At 71.0% G+C, this 25,229-nt stretch carries 24 protein-coding genes; 8 read left to right on the top strand and 16 right to left on the bottom strand.

Annotation, left to right across the window (positions count from 1 at the left end):
- Positions 1-33: 33 nt before the first annotated feature.
- A complete protein-coding gene (locus tag LG391_RS30645) occupies positions 34-699 on the bottom strand; it encodes a GntR family transcriptional regulator (RefSeq protein WP_225772246.1) in 666 nt (221 codons plus the stop codon).
- Positions 700-794: 95 nt separating this feature from the next.
- Here LG391_RS30645 and LG391_RS30640 point away from each other — a divergent pair, with 95 nt between their 5' ends.
- Together LG391_RS30640 and LG391_RS30635 are read left to right on the top strand one after the other, a co-directional pair.
- On the top strand, positions 795-1,991 hold the full coding sequence (locus tag LG391_RS30640; protein ID WP_225772243.1) for a Tm-1-like ATP-binding domain-containing protein: 1,197 nt from the start codon (positions 795-797) through the stop codon (positions 1,989-1,991).
- Positions 1,992-2,008: 17 nt separating this feature from the next.
- A complete protein-coding gene (locus LG391_RS30635) occupies positions 2,009-2,839 on the top strand; it encodes a phosphoenolpyruvate hydrolase family protein (RefSeq protein ID WP_225772241.1) in 831 nt (276 codons plus the stop codon).
- Between the two features lie 19 nt (positions 2,840-2,858).
- Here the strand turns inward: LG391_RS30635 and LG391_RS30630 are convergent, their stop codons facing one another.
- The gene (locus LG391_RS30630) at positions 2,859-4,034 is read right to left on the bottom strand and encodes an exo-alpha-sialidase (protein ID WP_225772240.1); all 1,176 of its coding nucleotides are present in this window, start codon (positions 4,032-4,034) and stop codon (positions 2,859-2,861) included.
- Between the two features lie 298 nt (positions 4,035-4,332).
- Here LG391_RS30630 and LG391_RS30625 point away from each other — a divergent pair, with 298 nt between their 5' ends.
- Genes LG391_RS30625 through LG391_RS30610 form a run of 4 tightly spaced genes read left to right on the top strand, consistent with a single transcriptional unit; the run spans position 4,333 to position 9,306 of the window.
- Positions 4,333-5,835: an ABC transporter substrate-binding protein gene (locus LG391_RS30625; protein ID WP_225772238.1), complete on the top strand. Its 1,503-nt coding sequence runs from the start codon at positions 4,333-4,335 to the stop codon at positions 5,833-5,835.
- 19 nt (positions 5,836-5,854) lie between these two features.
- The gene (locus tag LG391_RS30620) at positions 5,855-6,769 is read left to right on the top strand and encodes an ABC transporter permease (RefSeq protein WP_225772236.1); all 915 of its coding nucleotides are present in this window, start codon (positions 5,855-5,857) and stop codon (positions 6,767-6,769) included.
- Between the two features lie 13 nt (positions 6,770-6,782).
- Positions 6,783-7,694 carry an ABC transporter permease gene (locus tag LG391_RS30615; RefSeq protein ID WP_225772331.1) on the top strand — a complete coding sequence of 304 codons (912 nt, stop codon included), beginning with the start codon at positions 6,783-6,785 and terminating at the stop codon, positions 7,692-7,694.
- A complete protein-coding gene (locus tag LG391_RS30610) occupies positions 7,687-9,306 on the top strand; it encodes an ABC transporter ATP-binding protein (protein WP_225772234.1) in 1,620 nt (539 codons plus the stop codon). Before LG391_RS30615 ends, LG391_RS30610 begins: the two co-directional genes overlap by 8 nt.
- A 39-nt stretch (positions 9,307-9,345) precedes the next feature.
- On the opposite strand, the gene LG391_RS30605 is transcribed toward LG391_RS30610, so the two are convergent.
- From LG391_RS30605 to LG391_RS30580, 6 genes are all read right to left on the bottom strand, one after another.
- A complete protein-coding gene (locus tag LG391_RS30605) occupies positions 9,346-10,131 on the bottom strand; it encodes a gamma-glutamylcyclotransferase family protein (RefSeq protein WP_225772233.1) in 786 nt (261 codons plus the stop codon).
- 355 nt (positions 10,132-10,486) lie between these two features.
- Positions 10,487-11,194 carry a TerC family protein gene (locus LG391_RS30600; protein ID WP_374200815.1) on the bottom strand — a complete coding sequence of 236 codons (708 nt, stop codon included), beginning with the start codon at positions 11,192-11,194 and terminating at the stop codon, positions 10,487-10,489.
- A gap of 120 nt (positions 11,195-11,314) precedes the next feature.
- Positions 11,315-11,779 (bottom strand): response regulator, encoded by a 465-nt coding sequence (locus LG391_RS30595; protein WP_225772229.1) that lies wholly within the window; start codon positions 11,777-11,779, stop codon positions 11,315-11,317.
- Between the two features lie 10 nt (positions 11,780-11,789).
- Positions 11,790-13,370, bottom strand: coding sequence for an ATP-binding protein (locus LG391_RS30590; protein WP_225772227.1), 1,581 nt, complete (start codon positions 13,368-13,370; stop codon positions 11,790-11,792).
- The gene (locus tag LG391_RS30585) at positions 13,367-14,026 is read right to left on the bottom strand and encodes a response regulator transcription factor (RefSeq protein ID WP_225772225.1); all 660 of its coding nucleotides are present in this window, start codon (positions 14,024-14,026) and stop codon (positions 13,367-13,369) included. Before LG391_RS30585 ends, LG391_RS30590 begins: the two co-directional genes overlap by 4 nt.
- Positions 14,023-15,147: a sensor histidine kinase gene (locus LG391_RS30580; RefSeq protein WP_225772223.1), complete on the bottom strand. Its 1,125-nt coding sequence runs from the start codon at positions 15,145-15,147 to the stop codon at positions 14,023-14,025. Before LG391_RS30580 ends, LG391_RS30585 begins: the two co-directional genes overlap by 4 nt.
- A 176-nt stretch (positions 15,148-15,323) precedes the next feature.
- Between LG391_RS30580 and LG391_RS30575 the strand changes: the two genes are divergently transcribed.
- A complete protein-coding gene (locus LG391_RS30575) occupies positions 15,324-15,812 on the top strand; it encodes an SgcJ/EcaC family oxidoreductase (protein WP_225772221.1) in 489 nt (162 codons plus the stop codon).
- 20 nt (positions 15,813-15,832) lie between these two features.
- On the opposite strand, the gene LG391_RS30570 is transcribed toward LG391_RS30575, so the two are convergent.
- The 8 genes from LG391_RS30570 to LG391_RS30535 form a co-directional block, all read right to left on the bottom strand.
- The gene (locus LG391_RS30570) at positions 15,833-16,588 is read right to left on the bottom strand and encodes a VOC family protein (protein WP_225772219.1); all 756 of its coding nucleotides are present in this window, start codon (positions 16,586-16,588) and stop codon (positions 15,833-15,835) included.
- A gap of 202 nt (positions 16,589-16,790) precedes the next feature.
- A complete protein-coding gene (locus tag LG391_RS30565) occupies positions 16,791-17,399 on the bottom strand; it encodes an alkylhydroperoxidase domain protein (protein WP_225772217.1) in 609 nt (202 codons plus the stop codon).
- Between the two features lie 8 nt (positions 17,400-17,407).
- Complete coding sequence (locus LG391_RS30560; protein WP_225772215.1) at positions 17,408-18,001, bottom strand: CMD domain protein; 594 nt, start codon at positions 17,999-18,001, stop codon at positions 17,408-17,410.
- A 33-nt stretch (positions 18,002-18,034) separates the two neighbouring features.
- The gene (locus LG391_RS30555) at positions 18,035-19,063 is read right to left on the bottom strand and encodes a putative FMN-dependent luciferase-like monooxygenase (protein ID WP_225772213.1); all 1,029 of its coding nucleotides are present in this window, start codon (positions 19,061-19,063) and stop codon (positions 18,035-18,037) included.
- A 19-nt stretch (positions 19,064-19,082) separates the two neighbouring features.
- A complete protein-coding gene (locus LG391_RS30550) occupies positions 19,083-20,702 on the bottom strand; it encodes an ABC transporter ATP-binding protein (RefSeq protein ID WP_225772212.1) in 1,620 nt (539 codons plus the stop codon).
- Positions 20,699-21,565 carry an ABC transporter permease gene (locus LG391_RS30545; protein ID WP_225772210.1) on the bottom strand — a complete coding sequence of 289 codons (867 nt, stop codon included), beginning with the start codon at positions 21,563-21,565 and terminating at the stop codon, positions 20,699-20,701. Before LG391_RS30545 ends, LG391_RS30550 begins: the two co-directional genes overlap by 4 nt.
- On the bottom strand, positions 21,562-22,503 hold the full coding sequence (locus LG391_RS30540) for an ABC transporter permease (RefSeq protein WP_225772208.1): 942 nt from the start codon (positions 22,501-22,503) through the stop codon (positions 21,562-21,564). The genes LG391_RS30545 and LG391_RS30540 overlap by 4 nt, the downstream gene beginning before the upstream one ends.
- Positions 22,504-22,679: 176 nt before the next feature.
- Positions 22,680-24,311, bottom strand: coding sequence for a TIGR04028 family ABC transporter substrate-binding protein (locus tag LG391_RS30535; protein ID WP_225772205.1), 1,632 nt, complete (start codon positions 24,309-24,311; stop codon positions 22,680-22,682).
- Between the two features lie 353 nt (positions 24,312-24,664).
- Between LG391_RS30535 and LG391_RS30530 the strand changes: the two genes are divergently transcribed.
- On the top strand, positions 24,665-25,213 hold the full coding sequence (locus LG391_RS30530; protein WP_225772204.1) for an OsmC family protein: 549 nt from the start codon (positions 24,665-24,667) through the stop codon (positions 25,211-25,213).
- The last annotated feature ends 16 nt before the right edge of the window (positions 25,214-25,229 follow it).

Raw genomic sequence — 25,229 nt, 5'->3', positions numbered from 1 at the left:
CTGGGCCTCTTGCCGGGCCGGCCCGATGCGCGATCAGCCTTCCGCGGCGTCGGCCATCAGCTGCGCCATGACGGATTGGCGGACATCGGCGATGTGCTCGGCCATCAGCCGGGCGGCCAGTCCGGCGTCGCGCTGGCGGAAGGCGCCCAGGATGCGGTCGCGCTCATCCGCCGCGCGTTCCGCGAAATCCCGGCTGCGATTGGCGATCACCCGGCACATCTGGATCTGCAGCGCCAGGCGCGACAGCGTGTCGACCAGGGCGTGGTTGTCCGACAGCTCGGCGATGAATTCGTGGAAGCGCCGATCCTCCGCGGCATAGGCGGCCATGTCGTCCGCCCGCAGCGCCTGCACGGCGCGGTCGAGCACCGCGGACAGCCGGTCGATGTCGCCGTCGGTGGCGCGCTCCACCGCCCGCCTGGCGGCCATCGCCTCCAGCGTCTCGCGCAGGTCGTACAGGTCCTCGACATCCTTGCGCGACAGCTGGCGCACGAAGAAGCCGCGATAGGGCCGGATCTCGATCAGCCCCTCCCGCTCCAGCGTGCCGATCGCCTCGCGGAACGGGGTGCGGCTGGTCGACAGCCGCTCGACCAGCTTCTTCTCGTCGATCGAGGCCCCGGCCGGCAGCTCGCCGCTGACGATCATCCGGACCAGCTCGTCGCGGATCCGCTCGCGGAGGGTGAGGTGTTTTTCAGCGCTCATGGAGGCCACCCTATCCCGCTTGTTAAGAATACACAATATGCAATATGCTTTTTGGCGAAGCCGGCGTGGCGACCGGGCGACGGGGAGGGAGAGACATGGCGGTCCTGGTGATCGGAACCTGCGACACGAAGGGGACGGAGCTGGCCTATGCCCGCGACTGCATCCGCGCGGCCGGCGTCGCGGCGCAGCTGGTCGATGTCGGCACCCGTGGCGGCGGCGAGGAGGCCGACGTGACCGCGGCCGAGGTCGCCGGCCACCACCCGGACGGCGCCGCCGCGGTGCTGGGCGCCGGCGACCGCGGCGTGGCGGTGACGGCGATGGCGGCGGCGCTGACCCGCTACCTGGCGACGCGCGACGATATCGACGCCGTGCTGGGGCTGGGCGGCACCGGCAACACCGCGCTGGTCACGGCGGCCTTGCGCGCCCTGCCGGTCGGGCTGCCGAAGCTGATGGTGTCGACCGTCGCCTCCGGCAATGTCGCGCCCTATGTCGGGGCGACGGACCTGACGATGATGCATTCGGTGGTCGACATCGCCGGGCTGAACGCCATCAGCCGGCGGGTGATCGCCAACGCAGCCCATGCCGTCGCCGGCATGGCGACATGGCGGGCCACTGCCGGCGCCGGCGACCGGCCGGCGATCGGCATGACCATGTTCGGCGTCACCACGCCCTGCGTCACCGAGGTGCGTCGCCTGCTGGAGCAGGATCACGACTGCCTGGTGTTCCACGCCACCGGCACCGGCGGCCAGTCGATGGAGAAGCTGGCCGAGGGCGGCTTCCTGCGCGGCGTGATCGACGCCACCACCACCGAGGTCGCGGACCACCTGGTCGGCGGCGTCTTCGCCTGCAGCGAGGACCGGTTCGGCGCGATCGCCCGCACCGGCCTGCCCTATGTCGGATCGACCGGCGCCGTCGACATGGTGAATTTCGGGGCGATGGAGACGGTGCCGGAAAAGTTCCGCGGCCGGCGCCTGCATGTCCACAACGCCCAGGTGACGCTGATGCGGACGACGCCGGAGGAGAATGCGGCGATCGGCACCTGGATCGCCGCGCGCCTCAACCTCTGCCCCGGGCCGGTGCGTTTCCTGCTGCCGCTCGGCGGCATCTCGGCCATCGACGCGCGGGGCCAACCGTTCCATGATCCCGCCGCGGACGACGCCCTGTTCCAGGCGCTGCGCCGCGACCTGCGGCAGACCGCCGACCGGCGGCTGATCGAGCTGCCGCTGCACATCAACGACCCGGAGTTCGCGGCCGCCCTGGTGCGCGAGTTCCGGACCATCGCCCACCACTGACCGTCGAGGATGCCCGAATGACCCGCTTCGCCCGCGCCGACCTCCTGGCCAGGTTCCGCCGCATGGTCGAGCGCCGCGAGCCGATCGTCGGCGGCGGCGCCGGCACCGGCCTCTCCGCCAAATGCGAGGAGGCCGGCGGCATCGACCTGATCGTGATCTACAACTCCGGCCGCTACCGCATGGCTGGCCGCGGCTCCCTCGCCGGTCTGCTCGCCTATGGCAACGCCAACGAGATCGTGGTCGAGATGGCGCGCGAGGTGCTGCCGGTGGTGCAGAAGACGCCGGTGCTGGCCGGGGTCAACGGCACCGATCCGTTCCTGCTGACCGACCATTTCCTGGGCCAGCTCAAGGCCATGGGCTTCGCCGGGGTGCAGAACTTCCCCACCGTCGGCCTGATCGACGGGGTGTTCCGCCAGAACCTGGAGGAGACCGGCATGGGCTACGGGCTGGAGGTCGAGATGATCGCCCGGGCCCATGCCCTCGACCTGCTGACCACGCCCTATGTGTTCTCGGCCGAAGAGGCGGTGGCGATGGCCGAGGTCGGCGCCGACATCATCGTGCCGCATATGGGCCTGACCACCGGCGGCGCGATCGGCGCCGAGACCGCGAAGACGCTGGACGATTGCGTCGCCCTGATCGACGACTGGGCCGCGGCGGCGCTGGCCGTGCGCCCCGACATCATCGTGCTGTGCCATGGCGGGCCGATCGCGATGCCGGAGGACGCCGCCTACGTCCTGCAGCGCTGCCGCCATTGCCACGGCTTCTACGGCGCCAGCTCGATGGAGCGGCTGCCCACCGAACAGGCCCTCACCGCCCAGACCCGCGCCTTCAAGCAGGTCTCGTTCTGACCGGCGCCGGGGCTCCGGCTCAGGCCCCGCGCCCGTCGATCCAGCCGGGGGCGAGGCGCACATATTTGATCGCCCGCCGGTGCCAGGTGAAGGCGAGGTGGAGCGCCCCGTCCGGCCCCTCCACCAGGGCCGGATAGGACAGCTCGCTGTTGCGGCCGTCGAGCGAGTTGTTGGTCAGGCAGGTCCCCGGACCGTCCTCGACGATCCGGCGCAGGGGGAAGCTGCGGCCCTCATCCTCCGAGACGCAGAGGGCCAGCGGCGCGCGGGGCACGCCCCAGACCGGCGAGCAGCCGCCCTCGGCGTCCGGGCGCGCGTCGCCGCCATCCCCGATCTCGTCGTAGAGCGACCGGCGCCGATCCTGCGAGGTCGCGGCCGATGACGGGTTGCACAGCAGCGCGATGCGGCCGTCGGACAGGCGGATGGCGCCGATCGAAGAGTTGTTGTTCGGTACGTCGGTGGGCCGCGGCGCCGACCATGTGCGCCCGCCGTCCGCGCTGTCGGACCGGTGCACGAAATCCGCCTGCCGGCGCCGGTAGAAGGCGGCGAGCCGCCCGCCTCCGAGCGGCACCACCGTCATGTGCACCGAGCCGACCGAGCCCGGCACCTCGGTGAGCTGCCAGGTCTCGCCGCGGTCGCGGCTGACGGCGAGCGCGGAGGTGTCGTGGCTGCCGGTCCAGCGCCGGCCGGGCAGGCCGACGCAGCGGAACACCGGCATCATCCAGGCGCCGTCGTCGCGCAGCACGATCGGCGCCCGCACGAAGGTGCCGCGCGGCAGGTCGAGCTCGCGCGCCGGCCCGGCGGAGATCTGCCCGCCGGCATGGACGAGCGTCCGCCAGCGCAGCAGGCATTCGTCCTGGTTGCCGGCGGGCTGCGCGGTGTGGACGAGAACGATGCGCCCGTCCGGATCGACGAAGATCACCGGGTTCTGCTCCGACCGCGCGGGATCGCCGCTCATCCGCCGCGGCGCGGCCCATTGCGCGGCGCCGGGCGCCAGGGTCGAGACGTGGATGGAGATGTCCGACGCGCCTTCGATGGTGCCGCCGAACCAGGCGCAGGCGAGCGAGCCGTCCGGCAGGAAGGCGAGGAAGGCGGCGTGGTTCTGCGCCACGGGCGACGGCAGGAAGGCCTCGAGCCGTCCCGCCGGACCGGGGGCGACGACGCCCGTCATGCGCGCGGCAATCTCATCGGGGCTCAACGGTCCCTCCCCCAGATCGTGGACGGTCCGCACGATGCTGGCCGGACGACGAGTTGTCAAGTTGTATCAGCGTATCCCAAAACCATGAAGGTTGCAAAATCCTCCATGATTTCAAATCACTAAAAGCATTATCCGTTCTGCAGCGAGTCTTGGAGGCGCAGCTCGTGAACCACAAGTTGACAACACCGGCTCGAAAACCGCATAGTCCGAGGCAACAGGAAGGCGGGCATGCGGGGAACCTCGGCGGCGTCGCCGGATCCGGATGCCGGAACGACCATCGTCAGGGAGGCCAAGGGTGTTGCCCAGAGTTCCGCTGATCGGCGCCGCGCTGGCGGTGCTGTCCTTCGGCCCGGCTTTCGCGCAGGCCAAGACCGACGTCATCATCGTGCTGGGCGAGGAGGTCGACCTGGTCGAGCCCTGCATGGCGACGCGCTCCAACATCGGCCGCATCATCCTGGAGAACGTCTCGGAGACGCTGACCGAGCTGGATGTCGGCGGCGGCAAGGGCCTGGTGCCGCGGCTGGCCGAGAGCTGGGAGGCGGTCAGCGACAAGACCTGGCGCTTCCATCTGCGGCAGGGCGTCACCTTCTCCGACGGCTCGGCCTTCGACGCCAACGACGTCAAGCACTCGATCGAGCGCGCGATGAGCGACAAGATCAGCTGCGAATCCCCGCGCTATTTCGGCGGCATGACGATCTCGACCCAGGTGGTGGACGACCACACCATCGACATCACCACCGATCCCGCCCAGCCGATCCTGCCGCTCCTGATGTCGCTCCTGACCATCGTGCCGTCGGAGACGCCGGTCGAGTTCACGCGCAAGCCGGTCGGCACCGGCCCCTACGTGCTGTCGGAATGGACCCCGGGGCAGAGCATCGTGCTGCAGCGCCGCGACGGCTATTGGGGCAAGCCCCCGGCCGTGACCAAGGCGACCTACGTGTTCCGGCCGGATTCCGCGGTCCGCGCGGCGATGGTGGAGACGGGCGAGGCCGACATCGCGCCCTCGATCTCGGAGCAGGACGCGACCAACCCGGCGACCGACTTCTCCTATCTGAACTCGGAGACCTTCTATCTGCGCCTCGACCATTCGATGGCGCCACTGAACGACAAGCGCGTGCGCCAGGCCCTGAACATGGCGGTGGACCGCGAGGCCTTCATCGGCACGATCCTGCCGAAGGGGACCGAGCTGGCGACCGCCATCGTCCCGCCGACCACGCTGGGCTGGAACAAGGACGTCAAGGTGCCGGCCTATGACCCGGAGGGGGCGAAGGCCCTGCTGGCCCAGGCGAAGGCCGACGGCGTGCCGGTCGACACCAGGCTGGAGCTGGTCGGCCGCACCAACAACTTCCCGAACGTCACCGAGGTGATGGAGGCGCTGCTCGGCATGCTCCAGGAGGCCGGCTTCAACGTCGACCTGAAGATGCACGAGGTGGCGGAGTTCGAGGGCCTCTACTCCAAGCCCTACCCTGAAGGCCGCGCGCCGCAGCTGGTCGCGGCGCAGCACGACAACGCCAAGGGCGACCCGGTGTTCTCGATGTACTTCAAGTACCATTCGCAGGGTCGCCAGTCGGGCATCAGCGACCCGAAGGCGGACGCGCTGATCGAGCAGGCCAGCGCCGCCTCCGGCGACGAGCGCGCCAGGCTGTGGTCCCAGCTCTTCGCCTATCTCCATGACGACGTCGTGGCGGATGTGCTGCTGTTCCACATGGTCAGCTTCGCCCGGGTGAACGAGCGGATCGACTTCAAGCCGACCATCGCCACCAACTCGCAGTTGCAGCTCGCCGAGATCGGCTTCAAATAGGCGCGGAAGGCGGACCGGAATGCTGAAACTCGTGAGGCAGCGCACGCTGGCCAGCCTGGTTTCGCTGATCGGCCTGATCGTGCTGGTGTTCTTCCTGTCGCGGATGACCGGCGACCCGACCGCGCTATTCCTGCCGATTGACGCCACCCAGGAGATGCGCGACCAGTTCCGCCGGATCCACGGCCTGAACGACCCGCTGCTGCTGCAGTTCGGCCGCTATCTCTGGGACCTGCTGCATCTCGACTTCGGCGAATCCATCCGCAAGGCGCGGCCGGCGATCGACGTGGTGCTCGAGGGCTTCGCCTGGACGCTGCAGCTGGCGCTGATCACCATGGCGCTGGTGATGGCGGCGGCGGTGGTGGTCGGGTCGCTCGCCGCCTTCCGCATCGGCGGCGTCTTCGACCGCTTCGCCTCCACCGTCTCCCTGGTCGCCGCGGCCGCGCCCGATTTCTGGATCGCGATCGTCGCCATCGTCCTGTTCTCGATCAACCTCGGCTGGCTGCCCACCTCCGGCACCGGCACGCCGTGGCACTGGATCCTGCCGATCGCGGTGCTGTTCATCCGGCCCTTCGGCCTGCTGGTGCAGGTGGTGCGCGGGTCGATGCTGTCGGCGCTCGGCTCCGCCTATGTGAAGACGGCGCGCGCCAAGGGCGTGAAGACCCCGTCCATCATCTTCGTCCACACGCTGCGCAACGCCGTGCTGCCGGTGATCACGGTGATGGGCGACCAAGCGGCCGCCCTGCTGAACGGCGCCGTGGTGGTCGAGACCATCTTCGGCTTCCCCGGCGTCGGCAAGCTGATGATCGACGCCATCCTGCAGCGCGACTTCAACGTGATCCTGGCGGCGATCACGGTGACCGCGGTCGCCATCTTCGTCATGAACCTGCTGATCGACCTCGCCTATGCCGTCCTCGATCCCCGCATCCGGCAGTAGCCCCGTGGCCGATATGCCCGCGACGGCTCCCGCTCCGGACGCCTGGTCGCCCGGGCGCGTGCTGCGCATGCTGTGGCGGGACAAGCTCGCCTTCGCCGCGGCGATCGTGCTGCTCGTGGTCGTGCTGTGCGCGATCCTGGGGCCGCATCTCCTCGCCGAGGCCGCCACCGCGCAGAACCTGCGCGGCCGCAACGCGCCGCCCTTCTCGCTCGACCGCGGCTGGCTGTTCGTGCTCGGCGCCGACGCCCTGGGCCGCCCGCTGCTCGCGCGCATCGTCGTGGCGGCGGGCAACACGCTGGCGGTCGCGGCCGGCGCCGTCCTGTGCTCGGCCATCCTGGGCGCAACCCTGGGCCTGGTCGCCGGATATGGCGGCCGGCGCACCAGCCCGGCGATCATGCGGCTGGCCGACGTGATCATGTCCTTCCCGTCGCTGCTGCTGGCCGTGGTCGTGCTCTATGTGCTGGCGCCGTCTGTCGCCAATCTCGTGATCGTGCTCGCGATCACCCGCATCCCGGTGTATCTGCGCACCACCCGGGCCGAGGTGCTGGAGATCCGCGAGCGCATGTTCGTGCAGGCGGCGAAGGTGATGGGCGCCTCGCACCGGCGCATCGTCCTGCGCCACATCCTGCCGATCGTGCTGCCGACGCTGCTGACCATCGCCACGCTCGACTTCGCCTTCGTGATGCTGGCGGAATCCTCGCTGTCCTTCCTCGGCATCGGAATCCAGCCGCCGGAGATCACCTGGGGGCTGATGGTGAGCCAGGGGCGGGAGTATCTGCGCAACGCCTGGTGGCTCGCCTTCTGGCCCGGCCTGGCCATCATCCTCACCACCCTGTCGCTGAACCTGCTGTCGAACTGGCTGCGCGTGGCCCTCGACCCGGTGCAGCGCTGGCGGCTGGAGACGAGGGCCAAGACCAATGGCTGAGCATCTGCTCGAGGTCCGCGACCTCGCCGTCCGCTTCCACACCGCGGGCGGTGTCGTGGAGGCCGTCAAGGGCATCAGCTGGCATCTCGACCGCGGCGAGACCCTGGCCATCCTGGGCGAGAGCGGCTCGGGGAAGTCGGTCTCGGCCTCGGCGATCCTGGACCTGATCGACCGGCCGCCGGGCGAGATCACCGGCGGCGAGATCCTGTTCGACGGCCGGGACCTGCTCAGGCTTTCGGCCGAGGAGCGGCGCCGGATCAACGGCCGGCGCATCGCCATGATCTTCCAGGACCCGTTGAGCCATCTCAACCCGGTCTACAGCGTCGGCTGGCAGATCGTGGAGGCGATGACCGCCCATGGCGAGGCGAAGGATACGGCCGTCCGCCGGGCGCTGGAGCTGGTCCGCCGGGTCGGGATTCCCGATCCGGAGGCGGCCCTGCGCAAATATCCCCACCAGTTCTCCGGCGGCCAGCGGCAGAGGCTGATGATCGCCATGGCGCTGGCGCTGAAGCCCGACGTGCTGATCGCCGACGAGCCGACGACCGCGCTCGACGTCACCGTGCAGGCGGAGGTGTTGGCCCTGCTGGAGGAGCTGCAGCAGGAGACCGGCATGGGCCTGCTGCTGATCACCCACGACCTGGGCGTCGTCGCCGAGGTGGCCGACCGCGTCGTGGTGATGAATGCGGGCGAGATCGTCGAGACCGGCAGCGCCGCGGAGGTCTACCACCATCCGCGCCACCCCTATACCCGCCGCCTGATCGCCGCCGCGCCCGGCAAGGGCCGGATGCATGACGAGCCGGCGGCCGGCGCGGCGCTGCTGGCGGTGGAGGGCGTCGCCAAATCCTACGGCACCTATCGGGCGCTCGACGGCGTCTCCTTCGCGCTGCATCGCGGCGAGACGCTGGCGATCGGGGGCGAGAGCGGCTCCGGCAAGTCGACCCTCGCCCGGGTGCTGCTGCAGCTCGACACGCCGAGCGGCGGGCGAGCCCTGTGGAAGGGCCGGGACCTCTTCGCCATGCCGCCGAAGGAGCTGTTCGGCCTGCGGCGGCAGATGCAGATGGTGTTCCAGGACCCGACCCAGTCGCTGAACCCGCGCATGACCGTGCACGACCTGATCGCCGAGGCCTGGGCGATCCATCCGGAGATCCTGCCGAAGGCCCGGTGGCGCGAGCGGGTGGCGGAGCTGCTGGCGCAGGTCGGGCTGCCCGCGGACTGCGCCCGGCGCTATCCGCACCAGTTCTCCGGCGGCCAGCGCCAGCGCATCGCCATCGCCCGCGCGCTGGCGCTGGAGCCGGAGCTGATCGTCTGCGACGAGGCCGTCTCCGCGCTCGACGTCTCGGTCCAGGCCCAGGTGATCGCGCTGCTCGACCGGCTGCGGCGGGAGCTCGGCATCGCCTTCATCTTCATCGCCCACGACCTGCCGGTGGTGCGGGACTTCGCCGACCGCGTCATCGTCATGCGCGCCGGCCGCATCGTCGAAAGCGGCATCGTGCGCGAGATCTTCGAGGCGCCGCGCGAGCCCTACACCAGGGCGCTGCTGGCGGCCGGGCTCGACCCCGACCCGCAGGTGCAGGCCGCCCGGCGCGAGGAACGGCGGCGGCTGGCGTCATAGCGCTCCGCCTTCGCACCGCCTCTCCCGCTCGCAAGATCTCTACTGGGCGGCGGGCGCCACGTTGCGGATCGCGTAGACCTCGGGGAACAGACGGTCCTTGAGATGGGAACCGGCCGGGGCCGTCTCCTCCAGCAGCTTGTCCACGATCGCGTAGTTCTTGTCGTAGACCCAGGGCCGGCGCGGCAGCTCGCGGTCGTTCAGCCAATAGGGGCTCCAATCCGCGGTCGTCTCGATCAGCTCGCGCGCGAAGTCGGGGCCGTATTCCAGGGCGCCGTCGATCACGACATCGACATAGGATTGCAGCAGGGGATAGTCGGCCGAGGGCGGCTGCAGGCCTTCGCCGGGCGTGCCGTCCTTGCCGACCGAGACATAGACCCAGATCTTCCCCTCGGTGGGCACCTGCTCCCAGGACACTCCCTCGATCGCGTCGCGCGGCACCTCCATGCGCTTGTAGCCGGCCTCGCGCTGGTCGAAGAGGCTCATGTCGTCGCCTTCGACCGGATAGAGCACGCCGTTGATCGTCATCGCCTGCTCGCCGGCGCCGGGCTTGCGCAGCCCGAGGGCGGTGAAGCCCGACCTGGCGCGGTCGACCCAGGCCCTGATGTAGCCGAAGGAGGCGGAGACCCGCACCGGGATCGCGTCGATCGGCTTGGTCGCGGTGGAGGTGCGGGACGCGGTGTTGATCAGCGATCCATAGCCGAAGATGAAGTTCTGCGGCTGGCCGGGCAGCTTCTTGCCCCACCAGTCGGCGGCGCCGGCGCCGGACGCCGTTCCGGCCAGCATCAGCAGGGCAAGCCCGGAGATCATCAGGTCTCTGCGGTGCATGGGGAACATCCTCCAGTCAGGTTGGATCCGTCGGCCGGCCAGGGCGGCCTTCATCGCTGTCGCGCCGCTGAAGCGTCGCAGCCGGCCTGCGCCCGGCGACGACAAATCTTCAAATCGAACGGAGCATCCTGTTATCAAAACGAGCCGAACCGGCTCAAGCCAGTATTATTGAAATAAAAAGAAATCGATTAATCTAGAAATCGACAGAATATCGCCTCAAGCGCAATCATCATGAATCCAGGGCGAAGGCGGGCGGGATGTGGCCGGGACAGCCTGGATGGCAAGACCTGGGCGCCGGCACATGCCGGCGCCCAGGTCTCCGTCCGCCATCCCGCGGATCGCAGTGCCCGGGCGGCTACCCCGCCGGCTTGCGCGGGGCGGCATCCGCCGATGCCGCCCGGCGCCGCGCGGCCCGGCGGGACAGCATGTTCAGCCCCTCGACCAGGGCCGAGAACGCCATGGCGGCGTAGACGTAGCCCTTCGGCACATGGGCGCCGAAGCCTTCCGCGATCAGCGTCATCCCGATCATCATCAGGAAGCCGAGCGCCAGCATCCCCACGGTCGGGTTGGCGTGGATGAAGCGGGACAGCGGATCGGCGGCGGCGAGCATCACCGCCACGGCGACGATCACGGCGATCACCATGATCGCCACATGGTCGGTCATGCCGACCGCCGTGATGATGCTGTCGAGCGAGAAGACGAGGTCGAGCATCAGGATCTGCCCGATCGCCGCGCCGAAGCCCAGCGTTACCTTGGCGGTGCCGAAGACGTCGTCGGCCGGGGTCGGGTCGACGCTGTGATGGATCTCCTTCGTCGCCTTCCAGACCAAGAACAGGCCGCCGCCGATCAGGATCAGGTCGCGCCAGGAGAAGGGATGGCCCAGGACCTCGAACACCGGTTCGGTGAGCTGGACGATGATCGAGACCGTGCCCAGCAGGGCGAGCCGGAGGAACAGCGCCAGCCCGATGCCGATCCGGCGCGCCTTGCTGCGCTGGTGCTCCGGCAGCTTGTTGGTCAGGATCGAGATGAAGATCAGGTTGTCGATGCCGAGCACGACCTCCATGACGACGAGGGTCGCCAAAGCGGCCAGGGCGGTCGGGTCGGAGATCCAGGAGAAGTCCACGGGAGGTCCCTCGGAGTGGTGGGGGATGGATGATCTGGCGACGACGCTTCGGCCGCCGCGCTACTCGAACAGCGGCCGCTCGGTCTCGGGCCGCGCCAGGCCGTGCCGGGCGAGCTCGAGCGTCAGGAGCCGCGTCTCGAGCAGGTTGAAGATCCGCAGCACCGCCTCGACCGCGTCGAAGGGCTTGGTCAGGAAGTCCCGGGCGCCGAGCGAGAGGGCACGGCGGCGCGCGGCCAGAGTGACGTCGGCGGTCAGCACCAGGATCGGCAGATAGGCCTGGGCCGGGATCAGGCGGGAGAAGGCCTCCAGCAAGGCATAGCCGTCGAGCTCCGGCATCATCAGGTCGAGCAGGACGAGATCGACCGGATGCTCCTGGAACAGCGGCAGGGCCCGGCGCGGATCGGTGGTGGTCAGCAGGCGGGTGAAGCCCTCGCGCTTCAGAAGACGCTCCAGCAGCACGACATTGGCCGGCTCGTCGTCGACGACCAGGATCGTCGACCGGCGCATCAGGTCGGTTGTTGGCATCGTCCCCTCGTCATCGGCCCCGCGCTTCATCGGCACCGTCGTCCAACTGGCCGCGCGGCCGCGGCAATTCAAGATGGAAGGCCGAACCGCCTTCCGCCAGGTTTTCGTGGAGCAGCCGGCCGCCCATCGCCTCGGCGAGCTGTCGCGAGAGCGCAAGACCGAGGCCCGAGCCTTCCGCCGCGGAACGGTCGGCACCGAGCCGTTCGAAGGCCGCGAACAGACGCTCCGCCCGTTCCGGCGGGATGCCGGGCCCGGTGTCGCGGATGGTGATGCGGACGCGCGCCGAATCTGCCGGCCGGTGGTCGAGGACGACGCGCCCGCCGTCGCGGTTGTACTTGACCGCGTTGGACAGGAGGTTGAGCAGCACCTGCAGCAGCCGGCGCCGATCGGCCAGCACCGAAAGGCCGGCGCCGCCGGGCGCCGCCAGCGCCAACGCGATGCCCCGCGGCTGTCCCAGCGGCGCGGCCAGCGTCACGGCCTCGGCCAGGAGTTCGGCAACCGCCAGCGGCTCGATCGCCAGGTCCATCCCCCCGGCCTCGATCCGAGCCAGGTCCAGCACCTCGCCGACCAGGCTCAGCAGGTGCCGCCCGGCGCGCAGGATCTGCGCCACGCTCTCGCGCGCCTCCTCGTCCTTCAGGTCCAGCTCCAGCAGCTGGGCGAAGCCGAGGATGGAGTTGAGCGGCGTGCGCAGCTCGTGGCTCATGCGCGACAGGAACTCGCTCTTGGCCCGGCTGGCCTGCAGCGCCTCCTCCCGCGCGGCGACCAGGTTGCGCTCGCTCTCGCGCAGCTCGGCCTCGCGCCGACGGAGCAGGATGCTGGCCTGGTGCAGCGCCTGTTCGAGATGCCCGATCTCGTCGCCCGCCGGATGCGGCGCCGCGACGCTCTCGCCGCGCGCCAGGCGATGCGCCGCCCCTTCGAGGGCGTGGACGCGGCGGACGATGCCGGTCGAGAACAGGATGACGGCGGCGAGTGCGCCACCGAGGCCGAGCACCCCGGCCGCGACCAGCTGGGCCTGGGAGCGCCAGCGCGCCTCCTCCGCCACCTCGGAGCGGGCGGCCAGCAGCTCCGCTTCCCGCCGCGTCATCGTGTCGATCTCCGCCCGCAGGGCGTCGAGATCCGCCTTGCTCTCGGCCAATGCCACGGTCAACGCCGGCTGGTCCGCCGGGCCGGCGGTTGCGGCCCGCCGCAGCGCCGCCCGGCTGTCGAGCTTGGCCGCGACCATGGTCCGGATGCGCTGCAGCCGCTCCTTCTGCTCGGGGTCGACGAGGCGGCCGCCCATCCGCTCGATCACCACCGGCAGCCCGGCCACCGCCCGGTCATAGGGCGCCAGGAACGAGTCCTCCCCGGTCAGCAGATAGCCCCGCACGCCGGTCGCCGCCTCGGCGATCTGGGCGTGGATCTCCTGGATGTCGGACTGGATCGCGAGGGTCAGGCGGATCCGGTCCTCGGCAACGGCGCTCTGCCGGTCGGCCAGGAAGGCGAAGACCAGGGCGCCGAGCAGCAGGGCGAGCGGCACGGCGACGACGATGATACCCTTGGTCTTCAGTGGCAGGTCTGTGAAGCGTCCGAGCCGGCGGCGGGTCCCGGTCATGGCGGCGCGGCCACCCCCGGCAGCAACCCACTGCGTGCGGCCAGGACCGCCGCCTGGGTCCGGTCGCCGACGCCCAGCTTGGCGATGATCCGCTCGACATGGATCTTCACCGTGCCGGGGGCGATGCCGAGGCTGCGCGCGATCTCCTTGTTGGTCAGGCCTTCCGCGACCTTGGCCAGCACCTCGCGCTCGCGCCCGGTCAGGCTGTCGAGGACGCTCGCCGGCGGGACCGGGCGGGTGGCGACCCGGCGCAGCAGCCTGGCCACCAGCTCGGCGTTGAAGAAGGCCTCGCCCTCCAGCACCCGCCGCATGGTCGCCAGGATGTCGGTGCGGCTGGCGTCCTTCAGCAGATAGCCCGAGGCGCCCGCCTCGATCGCGGCCTCGAGATAGTCGAGGCTGTCGTGCATGGTCAGGATCAGCACCCGGGTCTGCGGCGCCACCCGCCGGATCTCCCGCGTCGCAGCGAGGCCGTCCGGTTCCGGCATGCGGATGTCGAGGATGGCGAGGTCGGGCGGCCGGTCCCGGCAGGCGGCGATGGCCTCGGCTCCGGTCCGGGCCTCGGCGACGATGCGGAACTCCTCCTCGCGGCCAATCATCGCGGCTAGGCCGGCCCTGGCCAGATCGTGATCGTCGGCGATCAACACCGATGCGGTCACGACCGCCCCTCCCCGGCCGGCAAGGGCACGGCGGCGCGCACGGCCGTGCCCTGCCCCGCCGCGCCGTCCAGTTCGAGCCGGCCGCCGATCAGCGCCAGCCGTTCGCGCATCCCGGCGATGCCCAGGCGCTCGCCGGCGGCGCCGGGCGCCCCGGCGGCGACCAGGCCTCGGCCGTCATCGGCGATGTGGAGATGGGCCTGCCGCCCCTCCTCGAACAGCCGCACGGTGACGCGCCCCGCCCCGGCATGCTTGAGCACATTGGCCAGCGCCTCCTGGGCGACGCGGTAGAGCACGAGGCCGACCGCCGCAGGCCAGCGATTCGCCGCCGCGGACAGCTCGGCCGACACGGCGAGGCCGCCGAGCGTGTCCAGCCGCGCCCGCAGCGCCGCGGCCAGGCCGAGGCCGTCGAGCTCGGGCGGGCGCAGATCGGCGATCGCGGCGCGGATCTCGGCCACCGATCGGCGCGCCAGATCCGCGATCTCCGCCAGCTCCCGCCGCAGGGGCGCATCGTCCGGCAGCCCGGCGGTCACGGCCTGCAGCCGGTAGCCGAGCGCCGCCAAGGTCTGGGCCGAGCCGTCGTGCAGGTCGTGCGCCACCCGGCGCCGCTCCTGCTCCTGCGCCTCGATCAGGCGGCCGACCAGCGCCGCCAGCTCCGCCCGCTTGCCGGCGATGTCGTCGAGCAGCCGCTGCCGCTCCGCCGCCTGGCGCTGCAGGCCCACGGCGGCGGCGATGCCGCGGAGGGCGACGTCCAGCGCGTCACGGTCCTCCGCCGCCGGGCCGCGCCGCCCCGGCAGCAGGCGCAGCGCCAGCCGGACCGTCGCCCCGCCGTCGCCGGCGACGAGGTCGACGGCCGCGCCGGCATCGCCGGCCCGCCCGACGCCGACCCGCCAGGCGGGCTGCCCGTGCGAGGCCTCGATCTCCAGCGCGGCCGATCCGGCCCCGGCGAAGGCCGAGACCTGCGCCAGCACCGTCCCGGCCACATCCTCGAATCGGCCGCGCTCCAGGCCGGTATGGGTCTCGACGATGAAGCGCAGCCGCGCCGCGCGCGCCTCGGCGTCCCGGTACAGCCGGCGCAGTTCGTCGACGGTGGAAGCCTCGGCAGCCTCCGACGGCAAGGGCATGGTCCGACTTTCGCTCCGTTCCGGACGGGTGGCGCGGCGCAGCATACCGCAGCGCCCGGCCCGGCGCCCTATGCCGTTCGGCAGATCCGTCCGGCAGACGCGCGGCCCCGCCCGGCGGACCAGATCTCCGGCCATCGGGAGCCGGACATCCCCGGCGCCCATCAACACAGGAGACCATGATGCGTTTCGTCCTGGCCGGTGCCCTGGCCCTTTCCGTCCTCTCGCTGCAGACCGCGGTCGCCGGCCAACCGGCAGCCGCCACGCAGCCCGCCGCTGCGGCGACCCGCTGCGAGCCGATCACGGAGGCGGAGGTGGCCGGTCTGTTCGACCGCTGGAATGCCTCCCTCGCCACGCTTAAGGCCGAGGCGGTGGCGGCCAACTATGCCGAGGACGCCATCCTGCTGCCGACGCTGTCCAACACGCCGCGCCTGACCCAGGAGCAGCGGGTCGAGTACTTCAAGCATTTCCTGGAGCAGCGGCCGCAGGGCGCCGTCGACAGCCGGGTGATCTGGATCGGCTGCAACACGGTGACCGACGCCGGCACCTACACCTTCACGCTGGCCGACGGCAGCAAGGTCCCGGCGCGCTACACCTACACCTATGAGTTCGCCGATGGCGCCTGGCTGATCGCCTCGCACCATTCTTCGATCATGCCGGAGAAGTGACCGGCCGGGGCCGGAAGCGCCTATCCCTGATCCGAAGCGACCCGGCCGATCCGGACGCCTTGGGTCCGGGCCGGGTCGAGATCGCCCGTCGCACTGCCGGGGGCGACGCGCAGCGTCAGCGAGACCGGCCCCTCCCCGCGCGTCGCCAGGGCCGCCCCGGCACGGTCCGGACCCAGCAGACGGACGGACTGGCCGTCGCCGAGCGCGACCGGCGCGCCGGGATCGACGGCGGTGCCGAGCAGGGCGCCGTAGCGCCGGGCGCTGACCCCGGCGTCCGCCACCGCGATCTCTATGCCGGCGATGCCGAGCGCGCCGTTGGGGTGGCGGCGGACATCGCCCTCGGGCACCCGCAGTTGCCGCGGCGTGACGTCGCCGCACAGGAAGGGCAGGTCCGAGGTCGCGGCCCGCGCCGTGCGCCATTCCAGCCGCTGTCCGTCGGGCCGCAGCCGGCCGCCGTCGGTCGGCCCCTCGAGCTCGAGGCCGCGCGCCTTGGCCGCGGCGACGTCGGCCGCGATGTCGCCGGGCAGCAGGGCGAAATCGACCAGCCCGTCGCCGGCCTCGCTGAGCACCCGCCACCAGCGGAACTCCGGGTTCGGCCGGCGGAAGGCGATCAGCTCGACATAGGCGCCGTCGGCGAAGACGATCAGCGCGTTGCGGCTGGCGCCGTGCGTGTGCTCGCCGCCCGGCACCACGGTGAAGCCGAGCGCCTGGTAATCGGCGACGGTCCGCTCCAGGTCGCGGACGGCGATCACCACGTGATCCAGCGACAGGCTCATGGTCGTCTCCTGTTCTAAGGCTTTGGTCTGCCTGGCGACCGGAAAAGGGGATCAGCCCCTCACCCCATTGTCATGCCCGGGCTTGACCCGGGCATCCAGGAAATGTCGAGCCCGCTCTGGGTGTCCCCTGGATTGCCGGGTCAAGCCCGGCAATGACAAGAGTGGTGGCATCTGGATTCTTTATCCGGTCGCCTTGCTGCGGTCAGGGCTTCGCCTGGACCTGCGGTTCGCCGAGCGAGAGCATCAGGCGGTTGGCCCAGTTGAAGAAGGCGGCGCCCTGGATCACGTCGGCGATCGCCGCGTCGTCCAGCCCGGCCGCGCGCAGCCGCCGGACATGCTCCGGCCCGAAGGAACCCGGCGTCTCGGTCAGCGCCACCGACGCCGCGACGATGGCGTTCCAGCGCTCGCCGAGATCGGCGCCGACGCCCTCGTCCAGCAGCCGCTGCACGTCGTCGCCGCGCTTGGAATGGACGGTGGCGAAGCGGGAATGGACCGAGGCGCAGTAGATGCAGCCGTTCAGCCGTGAGGTCGCGGTGGCCGCCAGCTCGCGCTCCGCCCGCGGCAGGCCGCCCTCGGGGTTGTAGAAGATGTCCTTGTCGGTCTTCGTCCGCGCCTGCAGCACGTCCGGGTCGCGCACCAGCAGCCGGAAATAGTCGGATTTGGCGCGGGCCGCGTCGACCAGGCCGGCCCAGTGCCGGTCGGTCAGCTGGTCCGCGGGATAGGGTTCGAGCCAGGGCAGCCAGCCGAGCTCGTCCTGGGTGAAGACGGTCGGCTCCTGGTTGTCGGGATGGGTCAGGACGGTCTCGGTCATGGCGGGCCTCAGGCGGCGGCCAGGGCGCGCAGCCCGGCGACGACGCGGATCTGGAAGGACAGGAAGGCGACGAGCTGCGACAGGGTGACGATGTCGGTGGTCGACCAGCCGGCGTCGAGCAGCGCCTGCAGCGCCGCGGCGCTGGCGTCGCGCGGGCGGAAGACCAGCAGATGCGTGTGCTCCAGCGCCGCCGCGATGCGCGGGCCGAGCACACGGCGGCTCTCATCCGAGACATGATGGACCGGGCCGTCCTTGTCCTCGGCGCTCAGCGGCCCGGCCGGATAGCGGCCATAGGGCCCCTCCGTGGCCGCCCGCTCGGCCTCGGCGGCCACGGCGGCGGCAAGACCGGAATCGTGCCCGGCCAGCGCCTCGGCGTAGAAGCGGGCCGGCGCCGGCTCGCGGTGCAGCGCCGCGACGAAGGCGGCGACGGCGTGGCGCTCCAGCGCCGACACCGTGCCGGGATCTTCCGGCTGGAACAGCGCCGCCCAGCTCTTCTGCGCATTCTCGCGGGCGGCGGGGCGCTGGGCCCGGATCCGGTCGAGGGCGGAGCCACGCTCGACCCCCGCCAGGAGGTCGATGACGTCGGCCGTCGGTTCGCTCATCGTCTGGTCCTTTTCACGAATGATCTCGCGGCGTCAGCAGGACGCGGCGGCGAGGCGGATGTCCCGGCGGGCCCAGCCGAAGGCGGGCGCCACCTCCTGCGCCACCAGCTCGATCGAGCGCAGGATGAAGGGGTGCGGCGGGTCGACCGAATGCACCTGCACCACCAGGGCGGTGGCGCGGCGCAGCGTGCCGTCCGCGCTGAGGGAGGCGATCACGTCGTCCGGCGTGCCGAGATGGACGTCGAAGGCGGCGATCAGCTGATCGAGCGTGTCGCCCGGAGCGCCGCGGCCGGCGGGGGCGGAACGGGCGGCCTGGCGGCGCAGCCCCCGCCCGGCGAAGCGCCGCGCCGTCTCCCGGGCCTCGGCGACGAAGACGCTGCGCGAGGCCAGGATGCGCGGCTCCTTCCCCGGCGGCAGCGCCGCCAGATAGGCGTCGATGATCGGGTCCTGGATCTCGGCCAAGGTGGCGTCGGGCGCTTCGGCCGGGCGCGGCTGGGTGCGCGACAGCATCAGCCCGTCGCCGGCCGCCCCGGCCCGGGCGCCGCCGGCGACCGAGAAGGTGGCCTGCCAGATCCGGCCCAGCAGCTGCGGCGCCGCCGGATACAGCCGGGTGTCGGCGCCGTCGAGCGGCCTGCCGCCCCAGGCGTCGAGCAGCACCTGCAGGTGCCGGGCGAAGATCTGCGACCGCTCGGCGCTGTCGAGGCCGAAGGCGGCGAAGGCCGAGGGCGTGCCGCCGGTGCCGAGCCCGACCTCCAGCCGGCCGTCGGACAGGAGGTCCAGCACCGCCGCGTCCTCCGCCACCCGCACCGGGTTCTCCAGCGGCAGGGTGATGATGCCGGTGCCGAGGTGGATGCGCGAGGTGCGGGCCGCGACCTGGGCCAGGAACACCAGCGGCGCCGGCAGCCCGCCCTCCGGCTCGTGGAAATGGTGCTGGGCGACCCAGGCGCTGTCGAAGCCGTGCCGCTCCGCCGCCGCGATCTGCTCCGTCGCCAGGCGGTAGCGCTCCTGCGCGCTCGCCTCGTCGAGGAGTCGGGTGAAGAAGCCGAGCCGCTGGATGGTCACGGGAGAAAGCCTTTCGGGGTCATGCGGAGAGGGCGAGCCGGCGGCCGGGGATGGCGTCGATCAGCTCGCGCGTGTAGTCGCTGCTGGGGTTGCGGAACACCGCCTCCACCGGCCCGGCATCGACCTGGCGGCCGTTGTGCAGCACCGAGACGGTGTCGGCGATTTGCCGGACCACCGCGAGGTCGTGCGACACGAACAGATAGGTCAGGCCGAGGTCGCGCTGCAGCGTGTCGAGCAGGCCGAGGATCTGGGCCTGGACGGTGACGTCCAGCGCCGACACCGCCTCGTCCAGCACCAGCACCTGCGGGTCCAGCACCAGGGCTCGGGCGATGGCGACGCGCTGGCGCTGGCCGCCCGACAGCGCCCGCGGCCGCCGGTCCAGCACCGCCTGCGGCAGGCCGACCCGGTCGAGCATGTCGCGCACCTTGCGGGCGCGGTCGGGCTTCGGCAGGCGCTCGAAATTCAGCAGCGGCTCCTCGATGATCTCGAAGATGCTCTGCCGCGGGTCGAGCGATCCGAACGGGTTCTGGTAGACCAGCTGGATGGTCCGGCGGAACCGGCGCAGCGCCTCGCCCTTCAGCGCCGCCGGGTCGGCGCCGCCGATCAGGACGCGGCCGGCGGTGGGCCGCTGGAACCCGACCACGGCGCGGACCGTGGTGGTCTTGCCCGAGCCGGATTCGCCGACCAGGGCGTGGGTGGTGCCGCGCCGCACGGCGAAGGACAGGCCGTCGACCGCGCGGAAGCGGCCGCCCCGGCCGGGCAGGTCGAAATCCTGGACCAACCCTTCGACCACGATGGCGTCGTCGTCCTGCCCCGCCGCCGGCCGCGGGCCGCGGCGTTCGGCCTTCGCCAGGGACGGCGCGTCGGCCAGCAGCTGCCTCGTATAGGCGCTCTTCGGCGCGCCCAGGATCTCGGCGGCCGGCCCCTGCTCCTGGATCCGGCCGCCCTGCAGCACGATCAGCCGGTCGGCCCGGTCGGCGGCGACGCCGAGGTCGTGGGTCACCAGCAGCACGGCGGTGCCGAACTCCCGTCGCAGTTCGTCGATCAGGTCGAGGATCCGGCGCTGCACCGTGACGTCGAGCGCGCTGGTCGGCTCGTCGGCGATGATCAGCGACGGCTGCAGCGCGATGGCGATGGCGATCAGCACCCGCTGCTTCATGCCGCCCGACAGCTCGTGCGGGTATTGCCGCGCCCGCAGCTCCGGCCGCGACAGGCCGACCCGGGCCAGGAGCTCGACCACGCGCGCCCGGTTGGAAGCCCCGTCGCCGCGGCGGTGGATGCTCAGGATCTCCTCGACCTGGGCGCCGATGGTCTTGACCGGGTTCAGCGAACTGCCGGGGTCCTGCGGGATCAGGCTGATGCGGGCGCCGCGGATGGCGTCGAGCCGCTTCTGCGACCAGCCGGAGATGTCGGTGCCGGCGAGGCGGATGGCGCCGCCGTCGACCCGGCCGTTCTCGGCCAGAAGGCCGATCACCGCCTGGGCCGTGGTGGTCTTGCCGGAGCCGGATTCGCCGACCAGCGCCACCACCTCGCCCGCCCGGATGCGGAAGGAGACGCCGTCGACCACGCGTTGCGCCCCGCCGCGGTCGCCCCTGTACGAGACGCTGAGATTCTCGACCTCCAGCACCGGCACGGTCATATCGTCCTCCGCCCGATCGACCGGCCGATGCGGTTGGCGGCCAGCACCACCAGCACCACGACCAGGCCGGGCACGGTGGTCAGCCACCAGGATGTGGCGATGTAGTTGCGGCCTTCGGCGATCAGCAGCCCCCATTCCGGCGTCGGCGGCGGCGCGCCGTAGCCGAGGAAGCCGAGGGTCGAGATCTGCAGGATCGCGGTGCCGAACTGCACCGCGGCCAGGGCGATCACCGAGGTCACGGAGTTCGGCAGAATGTGCCGCCACAGCACCGCGCCGAAACGGCCGCCGCTGCCGAAGGCGGCTTCGACATAGTCGGATCGGCGCACCAGGATCACCTCCGACCGGGCCAGCCGGGCGAAGCGGCCGATCGAGGTGACGCCGACGGCGATCGCGGCATGCACCGTGCCGAAACCGAGCAGGATGATGATCGCCAGCGACAGCAGCAGCGACGGCACCGACAGCAGCACGTCGACGATGCGCATCAGCACCGCGTCGATCCGCCGGCCGGTCGAGCCGGCGATCAGCCCGATCGCGGTGCCGACCAGCAGGCCGACGGCGACCGCGACGAAGGCGCCGGAGAGCGAGTTCACCGCGCCGTGGACAATGCGGGCGAAGAGGTCGCGGCCGAGCGCGTCGGTGCCGAGCAGGTGCTCGGCGCTGGGCGCGCGCAACTTCTGCCGCGGCACGCCGGCGACCGGGTTGTAGCCGGTGAACAGGCCGGGGGCGACGGCCCAGGCGGTGACGATGGCGATCACCGCCCAGGACAAGAGCAGGCTGGGCTGCACCCGGCCGAGCCGGGAGACGACGGGACGACGGGGCGGCCGGGCGGGCAGCGCCCGGTCGGTGGTCTGCAGCGAGGTCATGCGGCGGCTCCGCGGGACCGCAGGCGCGGGTCCAGCACCGGGGCTAGCAGGTCGACGATGAGATTGACGACGACGAAGCCGGCGGCAGACAGCACGACGACGGCCTGGATCACCGCGGTGTCCTGGTTGCGCACCGCGCGCTCGGTCAGCGTGCCCAGGCCGTTCAGCCCGAACACCGTCTCGGTGATCACGGCGCCGGCCAGGATCTCGCCGAACAGCACGCCGGCGATGGTCAGGGTCGGCAGCAGCGCGTTGCGCGCCACGTGCCGCCACAGCACGCCGGCGCGCGAGGCGCCCTTGGCCCGGGCCACGGCGACGAAGGGATGGGTCGAGACCTCGTCGATGCTGCGCACCAGCACCTGCGCCAGCGGGGCCGAGATCGGCACCGCCAGGGTCAGCACCGGCAGGACCAGCCCCTCCCATGGCCCGGGGTTGATCACCGGGATCAGCTTCAGCCGGAAGGAGAAGACCTGGATCAGCATGATGCCGAGCCAGAAGGTCGGCACCGAGACGAACAGCGACGGCAGCGACTGGATCGCCGAGCGCAGCCAGGCGAAGGCGGCGAGGCTGGACAGGGCGGCGATCGCCACCGCCAGCAGCAGCGCCAGGGCGAAGCCGAGGCCAGCGAGCCACAGGGTCGGCGGCAAATTGGCCAGCAGCGTATGCCCGACCGGCACGCCGGCCTGCACCGAGGTGCCGAAATCGCCGGTCAGGAAGTTGCCCAGCGTGTGCAGGTATTGCGACCAGACCGGGCTGTCGGCGCCGTAGGACTGCCGGATCTCGGCGATCTGGTCCGGGCTCAGCCCCAGCTCCGGGTTCTGGAACTTGATCAGGATCGCGTCGCCCGGCAGGGCCTGCAGCAGGATGAAGGCGGCGGTGAACGCCGCCCACAGCACCAGCGCCGCCTGCCCCACCCGGCCGAGGAGATAGCGGGTCATGATGCGCGAACCGTCGAGGCTGGTGCCGCCCCCTCACCCGGAATCGCTACGCGATTCCGACCTCTCCCCGGGGGAGAGGTGAAGATCCCCTCTCCTCGGGGAGAGGGCGGGGCCCGGCCCGCTTGGGCCGGGAGGGTGAGGGGGAATCGGGCGGCGCCGTTGCTCATCGGTCCGCCTCAGTGCTCGGCCAGCCAGGTGTCGTAGAAGTACGGCCGCCCGACCGCCTCGAAGGCGATGCCCTTGACATAGGGGGCGCCGGCATAGGCCTGCGGCTCCTCGAAAATCGGGATGGCGTAGGCCTGGTCGATGACATAGGCCTGGACCTCGCCCGCGATCTGCAGCCGCTTCGCGGAGTCCGGCTCGGAGGACAGCGCCACCAGCAGGCCGTTCAGCCTGTCGTCGACGAAGCTTTTCACCTTGCTGCTGGCGCCGCCCTTCTGGCGCAGCACGTCGCGGTTGGCCGGGTGGTACTGGCTCTTGATCACGTCGGGGTCGGCGCGGCCGACCATGGCCGGCGAGACCGGCGTCTTCTCCGGGTCGAGATTGTCGACCGTGGCGCTGCCGGAATCGCCGGCCAGCACGTTCAGCTTGACGCCGACCCGGGCCCATTGCTGGGCCACCAGTTGCAGCGTCTCCTTGTTCTGCGGCTGCGGCAGGGATTCGTAGGCGGTCAGCTCGAGCGTCTTCCCGTCCTTGTGGCGCAGCCCGTCCGACCCGAGCGTCCAGCCGGCCTCGTCGAGCAGCCGCTTCGCCAGCGCTTCGTCATGGGTCAGCTTCGCCGACAGGTCGACATAGCCCAGCGCGGTCGAGGCGATGATCGAGGTCGCCTTCGGATAGTTCTCGGAGAACAGCGTGCCGACGATCTCGTCGCTGTCGGTCGCGTGCAGCAGCGCCTGCCGCACCCGGACGTCGGCCACCAGCGGGTTGTCCGGGCGGAACACCACGCTGTTGTTCACGCCGCGGGTCGGCGCGGCATAGACGGTGTAGCCCTGGTCCTTCACCTGCGGCTCGTCATAGGCCTGGACCTGGCGGATGAAGTCGGCCTGGCCGGCCAGCAGCGCGCCGATGCGCACGCTGTCCTCCGGCGTCACGATGTACTTGATGCCGTCGAGATAGGCGCGGCCCTGATGCGCCAGCGGCGCCGGGCCCCAGGCGTAATCGGCGCGCGCCTTCAGCACCAGCTCCTTGCCCAGCGTCTCGCTTTCGACCGTGAAGGGGCCGGAGCCGATGATCCTGGTGGCATCGCCCAGCTCGTCGAAGGGCCGCGCCAGGGTGGCGGGCGAGACCAAGCCCGACCCGATCACCGAAGTGCCCTGCAGGAAACCGGGAGACGGCTTCTTGAAGAAGAAGCGCACCGTATAAGGATCGACCACCTCGCTGCGGTCGTAATTGTTAATAACCTCGGAGACCGGCAGCTTCAGCGCCGGGTTGCCGCGACCGTAGGTGTCGAAGTTCTTCGCCACCGCATCGGCGTCGAGCGGCGTGCCGTCGGAGAAGGTGACGCCGCGGCGGATCCTGAAGGTGTATTCCGTGGCGTCGGCATTGACGGTCCAGGACTCGGCGATCCAGGGCTTGATCTCCAGCGTCTTCGGATCCTGCCAGGTCAGCTTGTCGGTGATCTGGTTCAGGATGCCGCCATTCGGGTAGAAGCCGCCTGCCGGGGGATACAGGTTGGTGTGGGCCTGCTGCTCCAGATAGATCAGCGTGCCTCCGGTGACCGGCGCCTCGTCGGCCGCCAGGGAAGGACCTGCCGCCAGAGCCGCGACCGCCAGGGCCAGCAGACTGCCCAGATGAGTGTTGATCGACACGATTACCCCTTCCGGAATGCACGACCGTCTGGATTGTCACTTTTCACACGTACTTTCCGCACGCAAGAAGCCCGCACAGCGGGCCATCCCTTATCTCGCTGTTCGGCATAATTCACCGTACACCGCGCACTTTTCACAAGAAAATACAAATTTTATATGGTCAATTGAATCCGGCCAGTTCCGCGATTCCCAAAATTTCGGAAGATTCATGTTGTCCGAGTCTTAATTACCAATTCATACTGAATTAGAAGTTTAATTTACATCAAACATCAGCATATTTCGGAAGATGCTCTCCCGAGACGCTGACGCCCCGCCCTGACGCCGCCGAGAGGGCCCTGCGCAAGGACCAGAGGATGACCACGCTCAACGAGTATCTCGGCCAGAAGCGCGAGGCGATCGCCGCCCGCAAGGCCCGTGTCGCCGCCGGCGAATCCGGCCCCAGGACGCTGACGGCGCGGGTGCGGGCCGAGGGGCGCAGCGGCGTCCGCCGCATCCGCATCCGCGACTTCCAGGTGATCAGCGACAGCGAGGCGGATTTCGCCGGCTACGACCTGGGCCCCAGCTCGCCGGAGCTGCAGCTCGGCGTGCTCGGCAGCTGCCTGACCCACACTTTCCTGATCCAGGCGGCGGCGCTGGGCGTGCCGCTCGACTCGCTGGATCTCGAGGTCACCGGCACGATCGACCCGCGCGCCGGCTCCCCCGGCTTCGAGGCGGTGCCGATCTATCCGCACGGCATCCGCTACGCGGCGTCGATCGCCTCCCCGGCCGCACCGGCGGAGATCGAGGCGCTGCGCCAGGCAGTGGAGCGCAACTGCCCGATCCTGAACCTGCTGCGCCAGCCGCAGGCCATCGCCGGCGAGATCCGGTTGACCCAGGCCCCGGCCGCGGTCGCGGCGGAATGACGGCGCCACGAGGAGG

This window comes from Inquilinus sp. Marseille-Q2685 (assembly GCF_916619195.1).
Lineage (GTDB): Bacteria > Pseudomonadota > Alphaproteobacteria > DSM-16000 > Inquilinaceae > Inquilinus.
The sequence above is the reverse complement of the archived record's forward strand: the minus strand, read 5'-3'. Positions and strand labels throughout refer to the sequence as shown.

Excerpts from the sequence above, each read along its gene's own strand:
- LG391_RS30595 (WP_225772229.1), bottom strand. The coding sequence starts at position 11,779 with ATGCCAACAACCGACCTGATGCGCCGGTCGACGATCCTGGTCGTCGAC.
- LG391_RS30560 (WP_225772215.1), bottom strand. The coding sequence starts at position 18,001 with ATGAGCGAACCGACGGCCGACGTCATCGACCTCCTGGCGGGGGTCGAG.
- LG391_RS30530 (WP_225772204.1), top strand. The coding sequence starts at position 24,665 with ATGACCACGCTCAACGAGTATCTCGGCCAGAAGCGCGAGGCGATCGCC.
- LG391_RS30605 (WP_225772233.1), bottom strand. The coding sequence starts at position 10,131 with ATGCACCGCAGAGACCTGATGATCTCCGGGCTTGCCCTGCTGATGCTG.
- LG391_RS30570 (WP_225772219.1), bottom strand. The coding sequence starts at position 16,588 with ATGAGCCTGTCGCTGGATCACGTGGTGATCGCCGTCCGCGACCTGGAG.
- LG391_RS30590 (WP_225772227.1), bottom strand. The coding sequence starts at position 13,370 with ATGACCGGGACCCGCCGCCGGCTCGGACGCTTCACAGACCTGCCACTG.
- LG391_RS30600 (WP_374200815.1), bottom strand. The coding sequence starts at position 11,194 with ATGGAGGTCGTGCTCGGCATCGACAACCTGATCTTCATCTCGATCCTG.
- LG391_RS30540 (WP_225772208.1), bottom strand. The coding sequence starts at position 22,503 with ATGACCCGCTATCTCCTCGGCCGGGTGGGGCAGGCGGCGCTGGTGCTG.
- LG391_RS30615 (WP_225772331.1), top strand. The coding sequence starts at position 6,783 with ATGCCCGCGACGGCTCCCGCTCCGGACGCCTGGTCGCCCGGGCGCGTG.
- LG391_RS30580 (WP_225772223.1), bottom strand. The coding sequence starts at position 15,147 with ATGCCCTTGCCGTCGGAGGCTGCCGAGGCTTCCACCGTCGACGAACTG.
- LG391_RS30545 (WP_225772210.1), bottom strand. The coding sequence starts at position 21,565 with ATGACCTCGCTGCAGACCACCGACCGGGCGCTGCCCGCCCGGCCGCCC.
- LG391_RS30640 (WP_225772243.1), top strand. The coding sequence starts at position 795 with ATGGCGGTCCTGGTGATCGGAACCTGCGACACGAAGGGGACGGAGCTG.
- LG391_RS30550 (WP_225772212.1), bottom strand. The coding sequence starts at position 20,702 with ATGACCGTGCCGGTGCTGGAGGTCGAGAATCTCAGCGTCTCGTACAGG.
- LG391_RS30575 (WP_225772221.1), top strand. The coding sequence starts at position 15,324 with ATGATGCGTTTCGTCCTGGCCGGTGCCCTGGCCCTTTCCGTCCTCTCG.
- LG391_RS30645 (WP_225772246.1), bottom strand. The coding sequence starts at position 699 with ATGAGCGCTGAAAAACACCTCACCCTCCGCGAGCGGATCCGCGACGAG.
- LG391_RS30620 (WP_225772236.1), top strand. The coding sequence starts at position 5,855 with ATGCTGAAACTCGTGAGGCAGCGCACGCTGGCCAGCCTGGTTTCGCTG.
- LG391_RS30635 (WP_225772241.1), top strand. The coding sequence starts at position 2,009 with ATGACCCGCTTCGCCCGCGCCGACCTCCTGGCCAGGTTCCGCCGCATG.
- LG391_RS30610 (WP_225772234.1), top strand. The coding sequence starts at position 7,687 with ATGGCTGAGCATCTGCTCGAGGTCCGCGACCTCGCCGTCCGCTTCCAC.
- LG391_RS30565 (WP_225772217.1), bottom strand. The coding sequence starts at position 17,399 with ATGACCGAGACCGTCCTGACCCATCCCGACAACCAGGAGCCGACCGTC.